The 17,599-nt window shown below is 56.5% G+C and carries 17 protein-coding genes and 2 pseudogenes; 13 read left to right on the plus strand and 6 right to left on the minus strand.

The features are described 5' to 3' along the window. From PO881_RS04075 to katG, 5 genes are all read left to right on the plus strand, one after another. The gene (locus PO881_RS04075) at positions 1-1,236 is read left to right on the plus strand and encodes an alanine--glyoxylate aminotransferase family protein (protein WP_280172488.1); all 1,236 of its coding nucleotides are present in this window, start codon (positions 1-3) and stop codon (positions 1,234-1,236) included. Further along, a complete protein-coding gene (hpxK, locus tag PO881_RS04080; RefSeq protein WP_280172489.1) occupies positions 1,233-2,489 on the plus strand; it encodes an allantoate amidohydrolase in 1,257 nt (418 codons plus the stop codon). The genes PO881_RS04075 and hpxK overlap by 4 nt, the downstream gene beginning before the upstream one ends. A gap of 9 nt (positions 2,490-2,498) precedes the next feature. Next, the gene (uraD, locus tag PO881_RS04085) at positions 2,499-2,993 is read left to right on the plus strand and encodes a 2-oxo-4-hydroxy-4-carboxy-5-ureidoimidazoline decarboxylase (RefSeq protein ID WP_280172490.1); all 495 of its coding nucleotides are present in this window, start codon (positions 2,499-2,501) and stop codon (positions 2,991-2,993) included. After that, the gene (uraH, locus tag PO881_RS04090; RefSeq protein ID WP_101762537.1) at positions 2,990-3,325 is read left to right on the plus strand and encodes a hydroxyisourate hydrolase; all 336 of its coding nucleotides are present in this window, start codon (positions 2,990-2,992) and stop codon (positions 3,323-3,325) included. The genes uraD and uraH overlap by 4 nt, the downstream gene beginning before the upstream one ends. A gap of 142 nt (positions 3,326-3,467) precedes the next feature. Further along, on the plus strand, positions 3,468-5,666 hold the full coding sequence (gene katG, locus PO881_RS04095; protein WP_280172491.1) for a catalase/peroxidase HPI: 2,199 nt from the start codon (positions 3,468-3,470) through the stop codon (positions 5,664-5,666). A 41-nt stretch (positions 5,667-5,707) separates the two neighbouring features. Here the strand turns inward: katG and PO881_RS04100 are convergent, their stop codons facing one another. Both PO881_RS04100 and PO881_RS04105 read right to left on the minus strand, forming a co-directional pair. Further along, positions 5,708-6,478, minus strand: a complete 771-nt coding sequence (locus PO881_RS04100) for an amidohydrolase (protein ID WP_280172492.1) — start codon at positions 6,476-6,478, stop codon at positions 5,708-5,710. Next, entirely contained in the window at positions 6,466-7,626 is a 1,161-nt protein-coding gene (locus tag PO881_RS04105) for a pyridoxal phosphate-dependent aminotransferase (RefSeq protein WP_101762533.1), read from the minus strand. The genes PO881_RS04100 and PO881_RS04105 overlap by 13 nt, the downstream gene beginning before the upstream one ends. A gap of 131 nt (positions 7,627-7,757) precedes the next feature. On the opposite strand from PO881_RS04105, the gene PO881_RS04110 reads away from it, so the two are divergent. Genes PO881_RS04110 through PO881_RS04120 form a run of 3 tightly spaced genes read left to right on the plus strand, consistent with a single transcriptional unit; the run spans position 7,758 to position 9,596 of the window. Next, positions 7,758-8,372, plus strand: a complete 615-nt coding sequence (locus PO881_RS04110; RefSeq protein ID WP_101762532.1) for a methylthioribulose 1-phosphate dehydratase — start codon at positions 7,758-7,760, stop codon at positions 8,370-8,372. Then, complete coding sequence (mtnC, locus tag PO881_RS04115; RefSeq protein ID WP_192415410.1) at positions 8,369-9,052, plus strand: acireductone synthase; 684 nt, start codon at positions 8,369-8,371, stop codon at positions 9,050-9,052. Before PO881_RS04110 ends, mtnC begins: the two co-directional genes overlap by 4 nt. A 1-nt stretch (position 9,053) precedes the next feature. Beyond that, positions 9,054-9,596 carry an acireductone dioxygenase gene (locus tag PO881_RS04120; protein WP_101762530.1) on the plus strand — a complete coding sequence of 181 codons (543 nt, stop codon included), beginning with the start codon at positions 9,054-9,056 and terminating at the stop codon, positions 9,594-9,596. A gap of 128 nt (positions 9,597-9,724) precedes the next feature. On the opposite strand, the gene mtnA is transcribed toward PO881_RS04120, so the two are convergent. Next, positions 9,725-10,744 (minus strand): S-methyl-5-thioribose-1-phosphate isomerase, encoded by a 1,020-nt coding sequence (mtnA, locus tag PO881_RS04125; RefSeq protein ID WP_280172493.1) that lies wholly within the window; start codon positions 10,742-10,744, stop codon positions 9,725-9,727. 105 nt (positions 10,745-10,849) lie between these two features. Between mtnA and mtnK the strand changes: the two genes are divergently transcribed. Both mtnK and PO881_RS04135 read left to right on the plus strand, forming a co-directional pair. Continuing rightward, positions 10,850-12,049, plus strand: a complete 1,200-nt coding sequence (gene mtnK / locus PO881_RS04130) for an S-methyl-5-thioribose kinase (protein ID WP_101762528.1) — start codon at positions 10,850-10,852, stop codon at positions 12,047-12,049. Between the two features lie 6 nt (positions 12,050-12,055). Then, a pseudogene (locus tag PO881_RS04135) lies at positions 12,056-12,220 on the plus strand (hypothetical protein); the annotation flags it as partial. Positions 12,221-12,535: 315 nt separating this feature from the next. Here the strand turns inward: PO881_RS04135 and tssD are convergent. After that, positions 12,536-13,027, minus strand: a complete 492-nt coding sequence (gene tssD / locus PO881_RS04140; RefSeq protein ID WP_101762526.1) for a type VI secretion system tube protein TssD — start codon at positions 13,025-13,027, stop codon at positions 12,536-12,538. A gap of 247 nt (positions 13,028-13,274) precedes the next feature. Then, on the minus strand, positions 13,275-13,796 hold the full coding sequence (locus PO881_RS04145; RefSeq protein WP_280172494.1) for a DUF2778 domain-containing protein: 522 nt from the start codon (positions 13,794-13,796) through the stop codon (positions 13,275-13,277). Between the two features lie 214 nt (positions 13,797-14,010). Between PO881_RS04145 and PO881_RS04150 the strand changes: the two genes are divergently transcribed. Continuing rightward, entirely contained in the window at positions 14,011-14,151 is a 141-nt protein-coding gene (locus PO881_RS04150; protein ID WP_158238605.1) for a hypothetical protein, read from the plus strand. Continuing rightward, positions 14,103-14,267: pseudogene (locus PO881_RS04155) on the plus strand (hypothetical protein); the annotation flags it as partial. The gene PO881_RS04150 and the pseudogene PO881_RS04155, both read left to right, overlap by 49 nt. 43 nt (positions 14,268-14,310) lie before the next feature. Here PO881_RS04155 and fadE read toward each other — a convergent pair. Continuing rightward, entirely contained in the window at positions 14,311-16,755 is a 2,445-nt protein-coding gene (gene fadE / locus PO881_RS04160; RefSeq protein ID WP_280172495.1) for an acyl-CoA dehydrogenase FadE, read from the minus strand. 243 nt (positions 16,756-16,998) lie between these two features. On the opposite strand from fadE, the gene lpcA reads away from it, so the two are divergent. Beyond that, positions 16,999-17,580 (plus strand): D-sedoheptulose 7-phosphate isomerase, encoded by a 582-nt coding sequence (gene lpcA / locus PO881_RS04165; RefSeq protein WP_192415399.1) that lies wholly within the window; start codon positions 16,999-17,001, stop codon positions 17,578-17,580. The last annotated feature ends 19 nt before the right edge of the window (positions 17,581-17,599 follow it).

A 17,599-nucleotide genomic window follows, 5' to 3' on the forward strand; every position in this document is an offset into this window, starting at 1 on the left:
ATGGATATCAGCCAATTTTCGCAAATCAATCCGCCACAGCGTCTGTTGATGGGACCGGGCCCGATCAATGCCGATCCGCGCGTGCTGCGCGCCATGTCGAGCCAGCTGATCGGCCAGTACGATCCGGCGATGACGCACTACATGAACGAAGTGATGGCGCTGTACCGTGGCGTATTCCGCACTGAAAACCGCTGGACGATGCTGATCGACGGCACGTCACGCGCCGGTATCGAAGCGATTCTGCTGTCGGCGATCCGTCCGGGCGACAAAGTGCTGGTGCCGGTGTTTGGCCGTTTCGGTCATCTGCTGTGTGAAATTGCCCGCCGCTGCCGCGCGGAAGTGCACACCATTGAAGTGCCGTGGGGTGAAGTGTTTATGCCGGATCAGATCGAAGACGCGATCAAAAAAGTGCAGCCGCGCCTGCTGCTGACGGTGCAGGGCGATACGTCCACCACCATGCTGCAGCCGCTGGAAGCGTTGGGCGCGATTTGCCAGAAGTATGGCGTGCTGTTCTACACCGATGCCACCGCGTCGCTCGGCGGTAACGCGCTGGAAACCGATGCGTGGGGCCTGGATGCGGTCTCAGCCGGGATGCAGAAGTGCCTTGGCGGTCCATCCGGTACGTCGCCAATCACGCTGAGCCCGCAGATGGAAGCGGTGATCCGCAAGCGCAAGTGCGTGGAAGAGGGCATCCGCACCGCCGATCATCAGGATGGCGACGACGAGATGATCTACTCCAACTATTTCGATCTCGGCATGATCATGGATTACTGGGGCCCGGAACGTCTCAATCACCACACCGAAGCCACCACCGCGCTGTTTGGCGCGCGTGAATGTGCGCGTCTGATATTGGAAGAGGGATTAGATAACGGCATCGCGCGCCACAAGCTGCACGGCGATGCGCTGCTGAAAGGCATTCAGGGCATGGGCCTCGAAACCTTTGGCGATTTAAAACACAAAATGAATAACGTGCTCGGCGTGGTGATCCCGCAGGGCGTGAATGGCGATCAGGTGCGCAAGCTGGTGCTGGAAGATTTCGGAATCGAAATCGGCACTTCGTTTGGTCCACTGCATGGCAAAGTGTGGCGCATCGGCACCATGGGCTACAACGCGCGTAAAGATTGCGTGATGCAAACCCTGAGCGCGCTGGAAGCGGTGCTGAATCATGTTGGCTTCCGCACCACGCAAGGCGCGGGGATGCAGGCGGCGTGGGATCTTTACGGGAGCCGCGCATGAATAAAAGCCTGATGACCGCCAGCGAGGCGCAGATCGCCGCCGCTCGCGTCATGGCGCGCTGTGATGCGCTGGCTGAGATCAGCGAAAGCGAAGATGGCCTGACGCGCGTTTATCTGTCGCCGGAGCAGCTGCGTGCCAACGCGCGCGTTGGCGAATGGATGCAGGCTGCGGGCATGACGACGTGGCAGGACGCGGTGGGCAACATTTGCGGTCGCTACGAAGCGGCGCAGGCGGGCGCGCAGGCGCTGCTGCTCGGTTCGCACCTGGATACGGTGCGCAATGCCGGTCGCTACGACGGCATGCTCGGCGTGTTAAGCGCCATTGAAACCGTGCAATGGCTGCACGATCGGCAGCAGCGTTTGCCGCTGGCGATTGAGATTGTCGGCTTCGGCGACGAAGAGGGCACGCGCTTCGGCATTACGCTGCTCGGCAGCCGTGGCATAACCGGCAGCTGGCCGGAAAGCTGGGTGACGCACCCGGATGGCAACGGCATCACCGTGGCGGAAGCGATGCAGGATGTCGGTTTCGATGCGGCGAAGATTCACGACGCGGCGCGTCAGGTCAATGACATCGCCGCCTATCTGGAACTGCATATCGAGCAAGGTCCGTGTCTTGAGCAGGAAGATTTGGCGCTTGGCGTGGTAACGGCGATCAACGGCGCGCGTCGTCTGAACTGCAGCTTTATCGGTGAAGCGGGTCACGCGGGCACTGTGCCGATGACGCATCGCAAAGATGCGTTGGCCGCTGCCGCTGAATGGATGGTGTTTATTGAGCACACCACGCAAGAGCACGATCCGCAGCTGGTGGCGACCGTCGGCACGCTGAGCTGCTTGCCGGGCGCGGTCAACGTGATTCCGGGTGAAGTGCAGTTGTCGCTCGACGTGCGCGGTCCGCAGGATGAGCCGCTGGAGCGTTTACTCTCCACGCTGCTGACGCAGGCGCAGGCGATTGCGCTGCGTCGCGGCTTAACCTTCAGCGCTAACGAGTATTACCACATTGCCGCTACCGCCTGTGATGCGCGGTTGCAGCAGGCGCTGAGCCACGCGGTAGAAACCGTGCAAGGGCGCAGCCTGTCGCTGCCGAGCGGCGCCGGACACGATGCAATTGCTATCGCCGAGCGCTGGCCGGTGGGCATGCTGTTTGTGCGCAACCATCGCGGCATCAGCCATCATCCGGCGGAATCGGTACAAACCGCTGATGTGGCGCTGGGCGTACAGGCGTATCTGCAAGCGGTTTGCGATATTGCGCGCTAAGGAATAAAGATGGATTTGGTCAACTTTAATCAGCTTTCACCTCAAGCTGCGCAGACGGCGATTGCGCACTGCGTGGCGATTCCCGCCTGGCAGCAGGCGCTGGTGGCGGCGCGACCTTTCGCCGACGTTGCGGCTTTACAGGCCGAAGCCGATCGTTTGGCGCAGTTGTGGCAAGCCGCTGATCTTGAGCAGGCGCTGAGTGCCCATCCACGCATTGGCGACAACGTGGCGGGCGCGGACAAAGAGGCCACGCTGTCGCGCAGTGAGCAGTCGGCGATGCAGCAGGCGGACGGCGCGCTGCAATTGGCGATGCTGGCGGGCAATCAAACCTATGAGCAGCGCTTTGGCCGGGTGTTTCTGATTCGTGCCAAAGGGCGCAGCGGCGAAGAGATGCTGGCGGAATTGCAGCGTCGGCTTAACAATGATGCAGCGAGTGAACAGCGTGAAGCGCTGGCGCAGCTGCGTGAAATTACCCTGTTGCGGCTAAAGGAGAGCATCACATGAGTACCATTACGACGCATATTCTCGATACCGCGCTGGGCAAACCGGCGATTGGCGTGGCGGTTTCGCTCGAGCAAAATAGCCCGGAAGGCTGGCTGCCGCTGGTGGAAGGCAACACCGACAGCGACGGACGCATTAAAGATCTGACGCCCGAACCGCTGGCGCCAGGTCATTACCGTTTGACGGCGGAAATTGGCGACTACTTTGCTGCCGAAGGGCGCGATGCGCTCTACGTGAGTGCGCAGATTGATTTCGTGATTGGCGCCACAGGCAGCCATTATCATCTGCCGTTTCTCATCTCGCCGTGGTCGTGGTCGACTTATCGCGGCAGCTGATAATGTGCGCCACTTCACGCGCTGCGCTTGAAAGCCAGTAACTATCAAAACCTTCGGTTCATCCAAATATATTCCTGACGAAAGTGCGGCTAATCTTAGTCGCATAGTAGAAAGCAATATGAAGCCAATGGAGCCGATAAACATGAGCACGCACGACAATAACGATAATGCAGCAGCCGCAGGCAAGTGCCCCTTTCATCACGGGGCGTCTGAAGAGAAGAGTGTTCTGGCGCGCGGCGCCGGTGGCGGGACATCCAACCGCGACTGGTGGCCCAATATGTTACGCGTCGATCTGTTAAACCAACATTCCAACCGTTCCAACCCGCTTAGTGACACCTTCAACTACCGCGACGAATTCAGCAAACTGGATTACTCCGCGTTAAAAGCCGATATCCGCGCACTTCTCACCGATTCGCAATCCTGGTGGCCAGCCGACTGGGGCAGCTATATTGGGCTGTTCATTCGCATGGCGTGGCACAGCGCGGGTACTTATCGCACCATTGATGGTCGTGGCGGTTCAGGTCGCGGTCAGCAACGTTTTGCGCCGCTGAACTCATGGCCGGACAACGTCAGCCTCGATAAAGCGCGTCGCCTGTTGTGGCCGGTAAAACAGAAATATGGTCAAAAAATTTCCTGGGCCGATCTCTACATTCTGGCGGGTAACGTCTCGCTGGAAAACGCCGGCTTCCGCACCTTCGGCTTTGGTGCCGGTCGTGAAGACGTGTGGGAACCGGATATGGATGTGGATTGGGGCCACGAAACCGAATGGCTGGCGCATCGCCATCCAGAAGCGCTGGCCAATGCACCGCTGGGCGCTACCGAAATGGGCCTGATCTACGTCAACCCGGAAGGCCCGGAAGCCAGCGGCGATCCAAAATCAGCGGCGCCGGCGATTCGTGCCACCTTCGGCAACATGGGCATGAACGATGAAGAGATCGTGGCGCTGATTGCCGGCGGTCATACCTTGGGTAAAACCCACGGCGCGGCAGAAGCCAGCCATGTTGGCGTTGACCCTGAAGAGTCACCGATTGAAGCGCAGGGCCTTGGCTGGACCAGCAGCTATGGCAGCGGCGTGGGTAAAGATGCCATCACTTCAGGTCTGGAAGTGGTGTGGACGCAAACTCCCACGCAGTGGAGCAATTACTTCTTCGAGAACCTGTTCAAATACGAATGGGTGCAGACACGCAGCCCAGCGGGCGCCATCCAGTTCGAAGCGGTTGATGCCGAAGCGATTATCCCGGATCCGTTTGATCCGGAGAAAAAACGTAAACCGACCATGCTGGTAACCGATCTGACACTGCGTTTCGATGAAGAGTTCGGCAAGATTTCGCGCCGCTTCCTCAACGATCCGCAGGCGTTCAACGAAGCCTTTGCCCGCGCCTGGTTCAAACTGACGCACCGCGATATGGGACCCAAAGCGCGCTACATCGGCCCGGAAGTGCCGAAGGAAGATCTGCTGTGGCAGGATCCGTTACCGCAGGCGATTCATCAGCCAACGCCAGCTGATATCAGCGAGATTAAAGCGCGCATTGCCGCTTCAGGCTTGAGCGTTAGCCAGCTGGTTTCTGTGGCCTGGGCTTCGGCCTCGACCTTCCGCGGTGGCGACAAGCGTGGCGGTGCCAACGGTGCGCGTCTGGCGTTAGCGCCGCAGAGAGATTGGGCGGTGAATGCCAGCGTGATTTCAGATGTGCTGCCAACCTTGCAGAAGATTCAGCAGGAATCAGGCAAAGCCTCGCTGGCCGATGTGATTGTGCTGGCGGGCAGCGTGGGTATCGAGCTGGCCGCTTCAGCCGCTGGCGTGGCAACGCAAGTGCCGTTTACGCCGGGTCGTGTGGATGCGCGTCAGGATCAGACCGACGTTGAGTCGTTCAACTTCCTGCAGCCGCTGGCCGATGGTTTCCGTAACTATCGCCGCAGCGCCAAAGGTTCTTCAACCGAAACGCTGCTGCTGGATAAAGCCCAACAGCTGACGCTGAGCGCGCCAGAACTGACGGTGTTGCTCGGTGGCCTGCGCGTATTGGGCACCAACTTCGACGGCGGCCAGCACGGCGTATTCACCGATCGCGTTGGTGTGCTGAGCAATGATTTCTTTGTCAATCTGCTCGACATGCGTACCGCGTGGAAAGCCACCGATGAGAGCGAAGAGCTGTTTGAAGGTCGCGATCGTCTGAGCGGCGAAGTGAAGTTCACTGCGACACGTGCCGACTTAGTGTTTGGATCGAACGCTATCTTGCGCGCGCTGGCCGAGGTTTACGCCAGCAGCGATGCGAAGCAGAAGTTCGTGACCGACTTCGTTGCCGCATGGACAAAAGTGATGAATCTGGATCGCTTCGAGCTGTAATTTACAAATTTAAAAAAACCCCGGCTAGCCGGGGTTTTTTATTACTTCAGCGTATACCCATCCGCATCGCGCCAAGCCGGGAAGCGTTCGCGGTAGGCTTGCAGCTCCTCCAGCGAAAGCTCCGCATCAAGACGTGCGCGCGCAAAGGGCTCTCCACTCGCCAGAATCTCACCCAGCGGCGAAATAATCCGGCTGTCACCACTGTACTGATGCTGATTGCCATCGCTGCCGACGCGGTTACAACCGGCGACATAAGCCTGGTTTTCAATTGCACGGGCTAACAGCAGTGATTGCCAGTGCAGCGCACGCGGTGCCGGCCAGTTGGCGACATACAGCGCCAAATCGTAATCGTTGTGGTTACGCGAAAAAACCGGGAAGCGCAGGTCGTAGCAAATTTGCGGCAGAATCCGCCAGCCGCGCCACTCAAATACTTCACGCGTTTCACCCGCTACATAGTGCTGATGTTCATTGGCCATGCGGAACAAGTGACGTTTGTCGTACTGATGCAGCGTGCCGTTAGGCTCGACCAGCAATAAGCGGTTCACCGCGCCTTTTTCCGTCTGGATTGCCGCGCTGCCGCCGACTAACGCATTGCTGGTTTGCGCGTGCGCGTGCAGCCACGCCACGACGTCATCCTGCGGCAGCGAACTTTCGGCAGCTTCCATAGCAAAACCGGTAGTGAACATTTCCGGCAGCAGAATGATGTCGCGGCCTGTAATGCCTTTCAGCACACCGTCGAAATGACGCAGGTTAGCCGCGCCATCCATCCAGCTCAGGGTTTCCTGCAGAACGGTAATTTTCAAAGCTGACATAAGCGCTCCGCAGCGGCGTCAAGCGTTGCTTCCTGTTTGGCAAAGCACAGGCGAATCAGCTTGTGTGGAAAAGGTTCGGCGCAGAACACCGACAGCGGAATCGCCGCCACGCCGACTTCTTTGGTCAGCAGCTGGCAGAAGCTCACGTCATCCAGATCGGAAATGGCGCTGTAATCGACCAGCAGGAAGTAAGTGCCTTCGCACGGCAGCAGCTTGAAACGGCTGGCGGAGAGCGCCTGGATAAAGCGATCGCGGCGCGCGCGGTAGAACTCCGGCAGTTCGCGATAGTGCTCAGGCGCCTGACGCAGCATGTCGGCAATCGCCAGTTGTGCCGGCGTATTCACCGAGAAGGTCAGATATTGATGCACCTTGCGGATTTCAGCGCTGATCGCCGCCGGGGCAATGCAGTAACCCACTTTCCAGCCGGTCATGTGGAAGGTTTTACCAAAAGATGACACCGCGATGGATCGCTGACGCAGTTCAGCATGCGCTAACACGCTGGCGTGGCCCTCTTCGGTGAAACAGATGTGCTCATACACTTCGTCGCTCAGCACATAGATTTCCTGCTCAGCAATCGCCTGCCACAGCTCGGCATAATCGCTTTTGCGCCACACGGTGGCGGACGGATTATGCGGCGTGTTCAGGATCACTAAGCGGGTTTTGCTGCTCAGCAGGCCGCGAAATTCGCGCCAGTCAACGCGGAAACCCGGCGGCTGCAGGGCGATGCGTTTTAACACGCCGCCCGCCAGTTGCACCGCAGGCGCGTAGCTGTCGTAGCTTGGGTCAAAGCAGATCACTTCATCACCTTGACGCACCAGCGCGGTGATCGCAGCGTACAACGCTTCTGTCGCGCCCGTCGTCACGGTGATATCGCTGTTGACGTCAGGCGTGTGGCCGTAAAGCGCGGCGGTTTTCTCAACAATCGCCTCACGCAGTGGCAGTACGCCGATCATCGGTGCATATTGGTTGGCGCCCTGACTCACGTGATGCGCCAGGCGCTCCTGCAAATAGCGCGGACCGTCAAAATCGGGGAAGCCTTGCGACAGGTTGATGGCGTTGTGCTGCTGCGCTAACGCACTCATTTGCGTAAAGATGGTAGTGCCGAGCGCCGGTAATTTGCTCTCGGGGATCAGGTTGTGCTGCGTCATTGTTTTGTGGCCTTAAGCGCGAATGTCGTTGCGGAGAAACCCTGTGTTGCTGCCACTATAAACAGGATGTTAACATTTGGCAATCGAGACGCTTAGACGTCTAAACTAACCTGCGGAGTCGGTATATCGCTATGACGGATTTTCTTCCACTGGAACATTTAGTGGCCGCCTGCCACTGGATTGGTGGCAAAGGCTGGGCACCTGCGACCGGCGGTAATATGTCGGTGCGGCAGGACGCGGAGTATTGTCTGCTGAGTGCGTCCGGCAAAGATAAAGGCAGCCTGACGCGCGATGATTTTATCCAGGTTGAAATCGCTACCAACGCCGTGCCATCGGGCCGCACGCCTTCGGCGGAAACCGGCCTGCATACCTTGATTTATCGCCTGTTTCCGCAGGCGGGTGCGGTGCTGCATACGCACACGGTCAACTCGACGGTGCTGTCGCGGGTGGAGAAGGGCGATGCGCTGCTGCTCAGTGGTTATGAGATGCAGAAAACGCTGGCCGGGCAGCAGACGCATCTGAACACCATCGCCATTCCCTTGTTCGATAACGATCAGGACATGACGGCGCTGGCGCAGCGCATTGAAGCTTTTGCCGCCGCTACGCCGCTGCAATATGGTTTTCTGCTGCGCGGCCACGGTTTGACCTGCTGGGGCAAGGACGTGAACGAAGCGCGTCGCCATCTGGAAGGTCTGGAATTTCTGTTTGAATGTGAACTGCAACGTCGCCTGCTGGAGGCCAAATGATCCGCGCCATTGTTACCGATATTGAAGGCACCACCAGCGATATCCAGTTTGTGCATCAGGTATTGTTCCCTTATGCGCGTCAGCATTTAGCGGCGTACGTGCGGGAAAATCATACCGATGAAAACGTCGCCGCCGCACTCAACGCGGTGCGTGCAGAGTCCGCTGCGCCTCAGGCCACGCTGGAGGAGCTGATTACCACACTCACGAATTATATCGATGAGGATCGCAAGTCACCGGGCCTCAAAGCCCTACAGGGCATGATTTGGCGCGCCGGCTACGTTGAAGGCCAGTTCACCGGCCACCTCTATCCCGACGTGCTGCCGGCTTTTGCGCGCTGGCAGCAGCAGGGGATTGGTCTGTATGTTTATTCCTCTGGATCGGTCGCCGCGCAAAAACTGTTATTTGGCTACAGCGATGAAGGTGATTTAACCTCGCTGTTCAGCGGCTATTTTGATACCGGCGTCGGCGCGAAACGTGAAGCGCAATCGTATCGCAATATCGCCGAAAAAATCGGCCTTGCGCCTGCGTCATTGCTGTTCCTGTCGGATATTCATCAGGAGCTGGATGCGGCAGCGGATGCGGGCTGGCATACCGTGCAGTTAATTCGTGGCGCGGCGGATAACGCCAGTCGTCATCACCAGGTCAACGATTTTTCCCAGATTAAACCGGAGTCGATTTAACATGAGTGCATTGACCATTTTTACCGATACCGAAGCCCAGCAACCGGTGTGGCACAGCACCGATGCCGAGGCGATTCGCGAGCGTCTTAACGCGAAAAACGTGCGCTTTGAACGCTGGGAAGCCGATCGCGATTTGGGGGCGGATCCTGATGCAGAGACGGTGATCAACGCCTATCAACATGCGATTGATCGTCTGGTGGCCGAGAAGGGCTATCAGAGCTGGGATGTGCTGAGCATGCGTGCGGATAATCCGCAGAAAGAGGTACTACGCACCAAGTTCCTTAATGAACATACGCATAGCGAAGATGAAGTACGCTTCTTTGTTGAAGGTTCAGGGCTGTTCTGTCTGCATCTGGAGGGCGAGGTGTATCAGATTTTGTGTGAGAAGAATGATCTGATCTCGGTGCCCGCTGGCACGGCGCACTGGTTTGATATGGGTTCTGAGCCGCACTTTACCGCGATCCGCATTTTCGATAATCAGGAAGGCTGGGTCGCGAATTTCACCGGCGATAAGATTGCTGATGCGTATCCGCGTTTGGCGTGATTTTTTGCCCTCACCCTAACCCTCTCCCACAAGTGGGAGAGGGAACCGATCGTGCAAACAGGCAAGTATGGTTTTCCCCCTCGCCCGCTTGCGGGAGAGGGCCGGGGTGAGGGGAAAATCGCGCCTATTTACGGCAAAAATATCCCTTCCTCTATCTGCGCAGGCGTCACCACACCGGTATCCAGCACCCAACCGCTAATCAACGCCGCTGGCGTCACATCAAAGGCCGGGTTATAGACTGCCGCACTTTCCGGTGCCCACTGCACGCTACCAAAACTGCCTGCAACGCCGGTCACTTCGCTGGCGGCGCGCTGCTCGATAGGGATGGCGTCGCCGTTTGGACATTGACGATCCAGCGTGGTGTGCGGTGCGGCGACGTAGAACGGAATGCCGTGATAGTGCGCCAGCACGGCCAGGCTATAGGTGCCAATCTTGTTCGCGACATCACCATTCGCTGCGATACGATCCGCGCCGACCCAAATAGCATCGACCACGCCGCGCGCCATTAGACTGGCGGCCATCGAGTCGGTAATCAGCTGATAAGGAATGTTTAGCTCACCCAGCTCCCACGCGGTTAAACGGCCACCTTGTAGCAGCGGCCGCGTTTCATCCACCCAGACATTTTTCACCAAACCTTGCTGGTGGGCATAAGCGATAACGCCGAGCGCCGTGCCGACGCCCGCAGTCGCCAGCCCGCCGGTATTGCAGTGCGTCAGCAGTTGGCTGCCCGGTTTTACCAGCGTGCTGCCGGCGCGGGCGATGTTGTCACACAGTTGCTTATCTTCGGCCACCAGACGCAGCGCTTCGCGGCTCAGCGTTGTGACGAAATCACTTTCGGCCAACGCAGTTTTCATGCGATCGAGGTTATTCATCAGGTTCACCGCCGTTGGGCGCGCCGCGCGCAGCACCTCAAGCGTCGTCGCTAATTCCGTGCGCGCTGCGCCTTGCTCACCCAGCAGCGCCAGCAGCAAACTGGCTGAGAGGCCAATCAGCGGCGCACCGCGCACGCGCAAGGCATGAATGTGTTCGACCAACTGCGTGACGCTGTGCGCGGGCAGCCAGTTTTGTTGTTGTGGCAGCGCCTGCTGGTCAAGGATCCACAATTGATTATCGCGGACCTCAAGGCTGGTGGTACGAAGTGTTTGCATGGTGTGAAATCCCTGTTGCGTTAATGCTGGCTATTGTGCCAACATGCGTAACGGATGTATAGACGTCTGAACGGCTTATTACTATCGATAATCGAGGAACAGGCAATGTCGCAATACCGTACGTTCAATGCTGCCGATGCTGTGGAATATGCTCAACAATTTGGCGGCGTGGACGATCCGTCAGCGCTGGTGAGCGCCGAGGAGATCGGGGATGGCAATCTCAACCTGGTGTTTAAAATTTTCGATAATCAAGGCCGCAGCCGCGTGGTGGTAAAACAGGCGCTGCCCTATGTACGTTGTGTCGGTGAATCCTGGCCACTCACGCTGGATCGTGCGCGTCTCGAAGCGCAGACGTTGATTGAGCACTACAAACATTGCCCGCAGCACACCGTCAACGTCACTCATTACGATGCCGAATTGGCGGTGATGGTGATGGAGGATCTCTCCAGTCATCGTATCTGGCGGAGCGAATTGGTGAAGGGTGCGTATTATCCGCAGGCCGGTCGTCAGGTTGGCGAATATCTGGCGCAGACGCTGTTCCATACCTCCGATTTCTTCCTGCATCCGCATAAGAAAAAAGCCGAAGTGGCGCGTTTCATTAATCCGGAAATGTGCGAAATCACCGAAGATTTATTCTTCAACGATCCGTTTATTGACCATGAGCGCAACAAATATCCTGCGGCACTGGAATCGCTGGTGGTCAGCCTGCGCAGCGACGATGCGCTAAAAATCGCCGTGGCCGGTCTCAAACACCGTTTCTTCGCCGATGCGGAAGCCTTGCTGCATGGCGATGTACACAGCGGTTCCATCTTTGTCGCCGATGGCAGCCTGAAAGTGATTGATGCGGAGTTTGGTTACTTTGGGCCGATAGGTTTTGATGTCGGCAGCGCGATAGGCAACTTGCTGATCAACTACTGCTGCCTGCCGGGCTTGCTGGCACCGCGTGAGGCAGCAGAAGGGCGTGAACGTCGTCTGAGTGACGTGCAGGATATTTGTAATCAGTTTGCCAGCCGCTTCCTGGAATTGGCGAAAGAGAAAACCCGCGATGTGGCGCTGGCCTATCCCGGTTACGCCGAATCTTTCCTGCGCAAAGTGTGGCGCGATACCTTGGGTTATTGCGGTACCGAGTTGATCCGCCGCACGGTGGGGATGTCTCACGTTGCGGATTTCAAACAGATTGAAGATGAGACCATGCGCACCGAGTGCATTCGCAGCTGCATCACGCTGGGACGCACGCTGATTCTGGCTGCCGATCATGTTGCTGATGTGGATGCGCTGATTGCGCGGATTCGTCAGGCGGGTTAATGCTGGTATCGGGAAATCAAGCAGGGGCTGCAGAATAACCGGCTGACGCTGCGCAGCAAAAAAACAGATAGTTAAACTGCGGGGCGACGGGAGAGGTCGTTCCCGAGAGTGGAGAAAGAGAGGCCCTGGAAGTACCCGACAGCCAAAAGAAAAAATGCCAGTCAGGCTTAACTGACTGGCATTAGCCCCGTTTCCGGGGCTTTTTTTATTTCACGTTTAAGCTGGATTTTTTAGCTTCATAACGATGTGTTCAACACCCGGCTCATTCGGTAACAGCTGAAGGGACGATTCAATGACAGTAATTTTCCTGCGTTGATGTCATCCAGGCGGCCACGCACAATCTTATCGGTGTGAACGTTTAAGTCGATGCTAAAAACATCAGCGCTTGCGATCATTTTGTCACGTTCAGACTGTGGCAAGGCTTAAAATTCTTCGAAGTTCTTTGGAAAAGCTTTATTTGCTGAGTGAAAGTTAATTACTAACGGATTACGCAGAAGGACGTTCGTTCCATGCGTCCGTGTACTGGATATTACCATCCACAATACGCCAGGTGATTTTTTCATACTGCAGGCTGACGCTTTCCGTGTGGTTCAGCTTGTCATTGCCCGACAGTTTTGTGTTGGCCACGCCGCAGTTAACGCCGGTGACTTTCACGTTTTCCATCAGCACGGTGTAATAGCACACCTCTTGGCCCGCATCGCTGATGTTGTAGAAACGAATTTCGGCGCTTTTCAGCGTCTGGCCGGTGGCCGCTGCTTTATAGAGATAAGGCGTTGAGCTATCCACCTCTTTCTCGATCATCATTGATGAATGCTGGCGCGTGCCGGTTATTTTGCCGTTAGCGGTGTCTACCGGCAGGTTAATACCGTGGCTCAGGCCGATAATTTCAATGCTGCCTTCACGTTCGTGAACATCGACAGAACCTCTAATATCCGCGCCACCATCGTCTTTAAGCCACATATACGGAGGAATTGGCATTTATTTGCTCCTTATTTTTTTGATTAACTTCATTGTTAAAATGTAAATAACAACCGTGATGGGAATCACTGTGCATACGGACATGTAGAAATAGATGTCGTAAAAACGATCCGCTCCAATCTCTTCATTCCCGTAGATCATTTGGCCGATTTTCAAGGATAATTGTTCGTTAAACCATAACTCTGGCGGGCCCAGAGTACGGGCGACAACGAGCATCAGCGCGAGAAAAAAAGCGACTTTGGCCGCTCTACGGGCAAGTGTTTGAATAACCACCGGCAACCACCTCAATGTATCCGCGCGCCATTAAATTTTTCATGCAAGGAACCAGGATCGGCGCTGTTCTCAGAAGGGCATTACGAATTAGTGCATAGTCTGAATTAAGGTGGATAGTTATACATCCTTCAGATACGCGGCCGGGATGAAGGCGAAATAATCCGCGTTTGACGTCATTAATCCACGTTTCATCATCAATGCTCAGATCGTCACGATATAAAGCAAACCATTCGTCGCGATCGAATTCAGCACCGTTAAAAACGCGGTTATATAAATCCTGTGACTTTGCCTTAGCCCCTGAAAGCAGGCCACCCCTCCCACGCTCAACAATCCAGTATTTACCCGGTGGGATAGGCCCAACGTTTGGGACGGCCATACATGCAGGAATATTTCTGTAGGCACCTTTCCCGGAAAACGCCATGAAGACGCCCACGCCATACAGATTCAACGGCACGAAATCTGCGCCGTTCAAAATCATCTTACCGATAATTGGCATCGTTAATCCCTAACCTTTAATCCATGTAGTAACTGATGTTTACGATACCCCCCCTCAGATTGTCAGGACCAGAAATAATTAGAGTTGGTAATCAATAAAGCTTTTACGATCACGCTTTGCTATTGGCGTTGTTAAAACAATAACGAGAGATATAGAGTCTCAACGAACAACCCCCCTTTCGCGCAAGACGTGCGACACAAACAGGATATTCGTTATGTCGCAGACGCTGACCGATCAGGATTTTAAGAACGCCGCCACCAAACTCAGCTGCAGTGAAGCCGCCGTGCGCGCCGTCGCCGAAGTAATGAGCTCCGGTATCGGGAAATCAAGCAGGGGCTGCAGAATAACCGGCTGACGCTGCGCAGCAAAAAACCAGATAGTCAAACTACGGGGCGACGGGAGAGGTCATTGCCGAGAGTGGAGAAAGAGAGGCCCTGGAAGTATCCGACAGGCAAAAAAAAATGCCAGTCAGGCTTAACTGACTGGCATTACTCCATGCGGAGGCTTTTGTGTTTTAAGCGGCTTCACTGGCCCGCGGGTTGGATTTCGTCTGCGGCTTTGGCACCGCCAGCGCTTCCGGCGCGAAATCATCGACGTTAATCGCTTTCAGACGGCTGGCTTCAGCACGGATCAAGACCTGCGCTTCGCTCTCATCAATCCAGCCCGCTTTCAGGCCCTCTTGTGCCAGCGCATCCAGTTGGGTAAACGACAGAGGTTTTTTCTGCTGCTTGCATAAACGATCGTGAATCACTTCGGCGGCCATCACATCCTGCAGCGCCTGCTCCAGCTGACCTGCAGGATTATGTGCGCTTGGTGCCAGATATTGGCCGCGGCCCAAACGGGTACGGGTCGCAGAAGGCAGCTGCAGCAGTTTCGCCAGCTTGTGGTCCAGTTTATCGGACGGTGCCGGGCAGTGATGACCACCGGCGAAAATCACCAGTCGCAGCGCACCGGCCACCATGCGGCTCGGGAAGTTGCGCAGCAAATCATCCATCGCCACTTCGGCCTGATGCAGCGCATCCTGCACGCCCCAATGTACCAGCGGCAAATCGGCTTCGTTGCGGCCTTCATCGTCATAGCGCTTCAGGGTGGCGGAGGCCAGATACATCTGGCTCAGCACATCGCCGAGACGCGCCGAGATACGTTCACGACGTTTCAGGCTGCCGCCCAGCACCGCCATCGATACATCTGACAGCAGCGCGAGGTTGGCGCTCAAACGGTTGAGGTGTTGATAGTAGCGGCGCGTGGCGTCGCGGGTTGGTGTGGCGCTAGTGCGGCCGCCGGTTAAGCCCAGCCACAGGCTGCGTACTTTATTACTGCCTACGTGGCCAATATGGCTGAAGAGCGCGCGGTCAAAGGTCACCAAATCGTTTTTCGCTGCGGCGTTCATCTCTTCCAGCACCCACGGATGGCAGCGGATCGCGCCCTGGCCGAAGATAATCATGCTGCGCGTCAGGATGTTGGCGCCTTCCACGGTGATGGCGATCGGTGCGCCCTGATAAGCCCGCGCCAGGAAGTTGTTTTCGCCCAGCATAATGCCTTTACCGCCAGCGATATCCATCGCGTCGATAATCGCGCGCTGACCGCGATGGGTGCAGTGATACTTCACAATCGCCGATAGCACCGCCGGTTTTTCACCGAGCATAATGCCGCTAGTGATTAGCGTTGCGGCAGCATCCATCACGTAGGCGTTACCAGCAATGCGTGCCAGCGGCTCCTCGATCCCTTCCATCTTGCCGATAGAGACTTTGAACTGACGGCGGATGTGCGCATAGGCACCGGTCGCCAGCGCAATGCTTTTCAGACTGCCGGTTGAGTTCGAAGGCAGCGTGATGCCGCGACCAACTGAAAGACACTCCACCAGCATGCGCCAGCCCTGGCCGGCCATGGATGGGCCGCCGATGATGTAGTCGATGGGTACAAAAATGTCTTTACCGCGCGTCGGACCGTTCTGGAACGGCACGTTGAGCGGGAAGTGACGTTGGCCGATCTCTACGCCAGGCGTGTGCGTTGGGATCAGTGCGCAAGTGATGCCAAGCTCTGCGGTATCGCCCAGCAGGTGATCCGGATCGGAGAGTTTAAACGCCAGGCCCAACACGGTGGCAATCGGTGCCAGCGTGATATAGCGCTTGTTCCAGGTAAGGCGCATGCCCAGCACTTGCTGACCTTGCCACTCGCCCATGCACACCACGCCGGTATCGGGAATTGCGCCGGCATCCGAACCCGCTTCCGGGCTGGTCAGTGCAAAGCACGGGATCTCATCACCGCGCGCCAGACGCGGCAGGTAATGATCTTTCTGCTCATCAGTACCGTAATGTTGCAGCAGTTCGCCGGGGCCGAGTGAGTTCGGTACGCCAACGGTGATCGCCAGAATGCCGGAGACGCCCGCCAGTTTCTGCAGCACGCGCGCCTGCGCATAGGCGGAGAATTCCAGGCCGCCATACTCTTTCTTAATGATCATGGCGAAGAAGCGATGCTGTTTCAGATACGCCCACAACTCCGGCGGCAGATCGGCCATTTCATGGGTGATTTCGAAGTCGTTCGCCATGCGGCACGCTTCTTCGACCGGACCATCGATAAAGGCCTGCTCCTCTTCGGTCAGGCGCGGCTGCGGATAGTTGTGCAGCTTCTGCCAGTCCGGTTTGCCGCGGAACAGGTCGCCTTCCCACCATGTGGTGCCGGCGTCGATCGCCTCTTTTTCGGTGCGCGACATCGGCGGCATCACTTTCTGGAAGCTGTGCAGCGCCGGTTTCGAGAACAGGCTGCGACGCATCACCGGCAGGTTAAATGGCAGCAGAATAATCGCCAGCGGCAGCAGCATCCATGGCGTCCATAAGTCAGCGGCCGCCAGTGCGCCGGTCCACAGCAGCAGAATTACGCTGCTCAGCTGAAGCGAAATTTGGTGGTAGAACAACACGCTAAGCAGGATTAGCGTCGCAACGATTGAGGCAACCAACATAATGAACCACTCCATAAGTAGTAAGAGGTCTGACCTGTTATGGATGTAGGTTTAGAATATGGGGCAAAATTTATCAATCTGTTTACATCGCAATTACAACACATCTCACAAATTCGTTGCACGATGCGCAACAACTGCCAAACTTCCTCGAGACGCCGCGCTTTTCCTTATGGCAGGCGCTTTGCGGCTTAGCCCCATTCCGTTAAACTTGCCGGGTCAATCTTTCCTCTAAAGGACATCTCTATGTATCAGGACATTATTCGCTCAGAACTCAATGAAGCAGCCGATACGCTCAACACGTTCCTGAGTGACGAAGCCAACATTCACGCCATTCAGCGCGCCGCAGTTCTGCTGGCCGATAGCTTTAAAGCGGGCGGCAAGGTGCTCTCCTGCGGTAACGGCGGCTCGCACTGCGATGCGATGCATTTTGCTGAAGAGCTGACTGGACGCTACCGTGAAAACCGTCCTGGCTACCCGGCGATTGCCATTTCTGATGTCAGCCATCTGTCGTGCGTCAGTAACGATTTTGGTTATGACTATGTGTTCTCGCGCTATATCGAAGCGGTAGGCCGTGCAGGCGATGTGCTGCTGGGTCTTTCTACGTCCGGTAACTCTGCCAACATCATCAAAGCCGTGGAAGCTGCGCGCGCGAAAGGCATGAAAGTGATTACTCTGACCGGCAAAGATGGCGGCAAGATGGCAGGTTCGGCGGATATCGAAATTCGTGTGCCGCACTTTGGCTATGCCGACCGCATTCAGGAGATCCACATCAAAGTGATCCATATTCTGATGCTGTTGATTGAAAAAGAGATGGTTAAGTCATGATGCGTTCCTCTCGCCGCGC

Origin of the sequence: Pantoea sp. SS70 (genome assembly GCF_029866845.1) — a bacterium.
Classification (GTDB): Bacteria; Pseudomonadota; Gammaproteobacteria; order Enterobacterales; family Enterobacteriaceae; genus Pantoea; species Pantoea leporis.

Coding starts and splice junctions, on each gene's coding strand:
- PO881_RS04145 (WP_280172494.1), bottom strand. CDS start 13,796: ATGCCAATTATCGGTAAGATGATTTTGAACGGCGCAGATTTCGTGCCG.
- tssD (WP_101762526.1), bottom strand. CDS start 13,027: ATGCCAATTCCTCCGTATATGTGGCTTAAAGACGATGGTGGCGCGGAT.
- PO881_RS04100 (WP_280172492.1), bottom strand. CDS start 6,478: ATGTCAGCTTTGAAAATTACCGTTCTGCAGGAAACCCTGAGCTGGATG.
- PO881_RS04120 (WP_101762530.1), top strand. CDS start 9,054: ATGAGTGCATTGACCATTTTTACCGATACCGAAGCCCAGCAACCGGTG.
- katG (WP_280172491.1), top strand. CDS start 3,468: ATGAGCACGCACGACAATAACGATAATGCAGCAGCCGCAGGCAAGTGC.
- mtnK (WP_101762528.1), top strand. CDS start 10,850: ATGTCGCAATACCGTACGTTCAATGCTGCCGATGCTGTGGAATATGCT.
- PO881_RS04110 (WP_101762532.1), top strand. CDS start 7,758: ATGACGGATTTTCTTCCACTGGAACATTTAGTGGCCGCCTGCCACTGG.
- mtnA (WP_280172493.1), bottom strand. CDS start 10,744: ATGCAAACACTTCGTACCACCAGCCTTGAGGTCCGCGATAATCAATTG.
- PO881_RS04150 (WP_158238605.1), top strand. CDS start 14,011: ATGTCGCAGACGCTGACCGATCAGGATTTTAAGAACGCCGCCACCAAA.
- hpxK (WP_280172489.1), top strand. CDS start 1,233: ATGAATAAAAGCCTGATGACCGCCAGCGAGGCGCAGATCGCCGCCGCT.
- PO881_RS04075 (WP_280172488.1), top strand. CDS start 1: ATGGATATCAGCCAATTTTCGCAAATCAATCCGCCACAGCGTCTGTTG.
- PO881_RS04105 (WP_101762533.1), bottom strand. CDS start 7,626: ATGACGCAGCACAACCTGATCCCCGAGAGCAAATTACCGGCGCTCGGC.
- lpcA (WP_192415399.1), top strand. CDS start 16,999: ATGTATCAGGACATTATTCGCTCAGAACTCAATGAAGCAGCCGATACG.
- mtnC (WP_192415410.1), top strand. CDS start 8,369: ATGATCCGCGCCATTGTTACCGATATTGAAGGCACCACCAGCGATATC.
- uraD (WP_280172490.1), top strand. CDS start 2,499: ATGGATTTGGTCAACTTTAATCAGCTTTCACCTCAAGCTGCGCAGACG.
- uraH (WP_101762537.1), top strand. CDS start 2,990: ATGAGTACCATTACGACGCATATTCTCGATACCGCGCTGGGCAAACCG.
- fadE (WP_280172495.1), bottom strand. CDS start 16,755: ATGTTGGTTGCCTCAATCGTTGCGACGCTAATCCTGCTTAGCGTGTTG.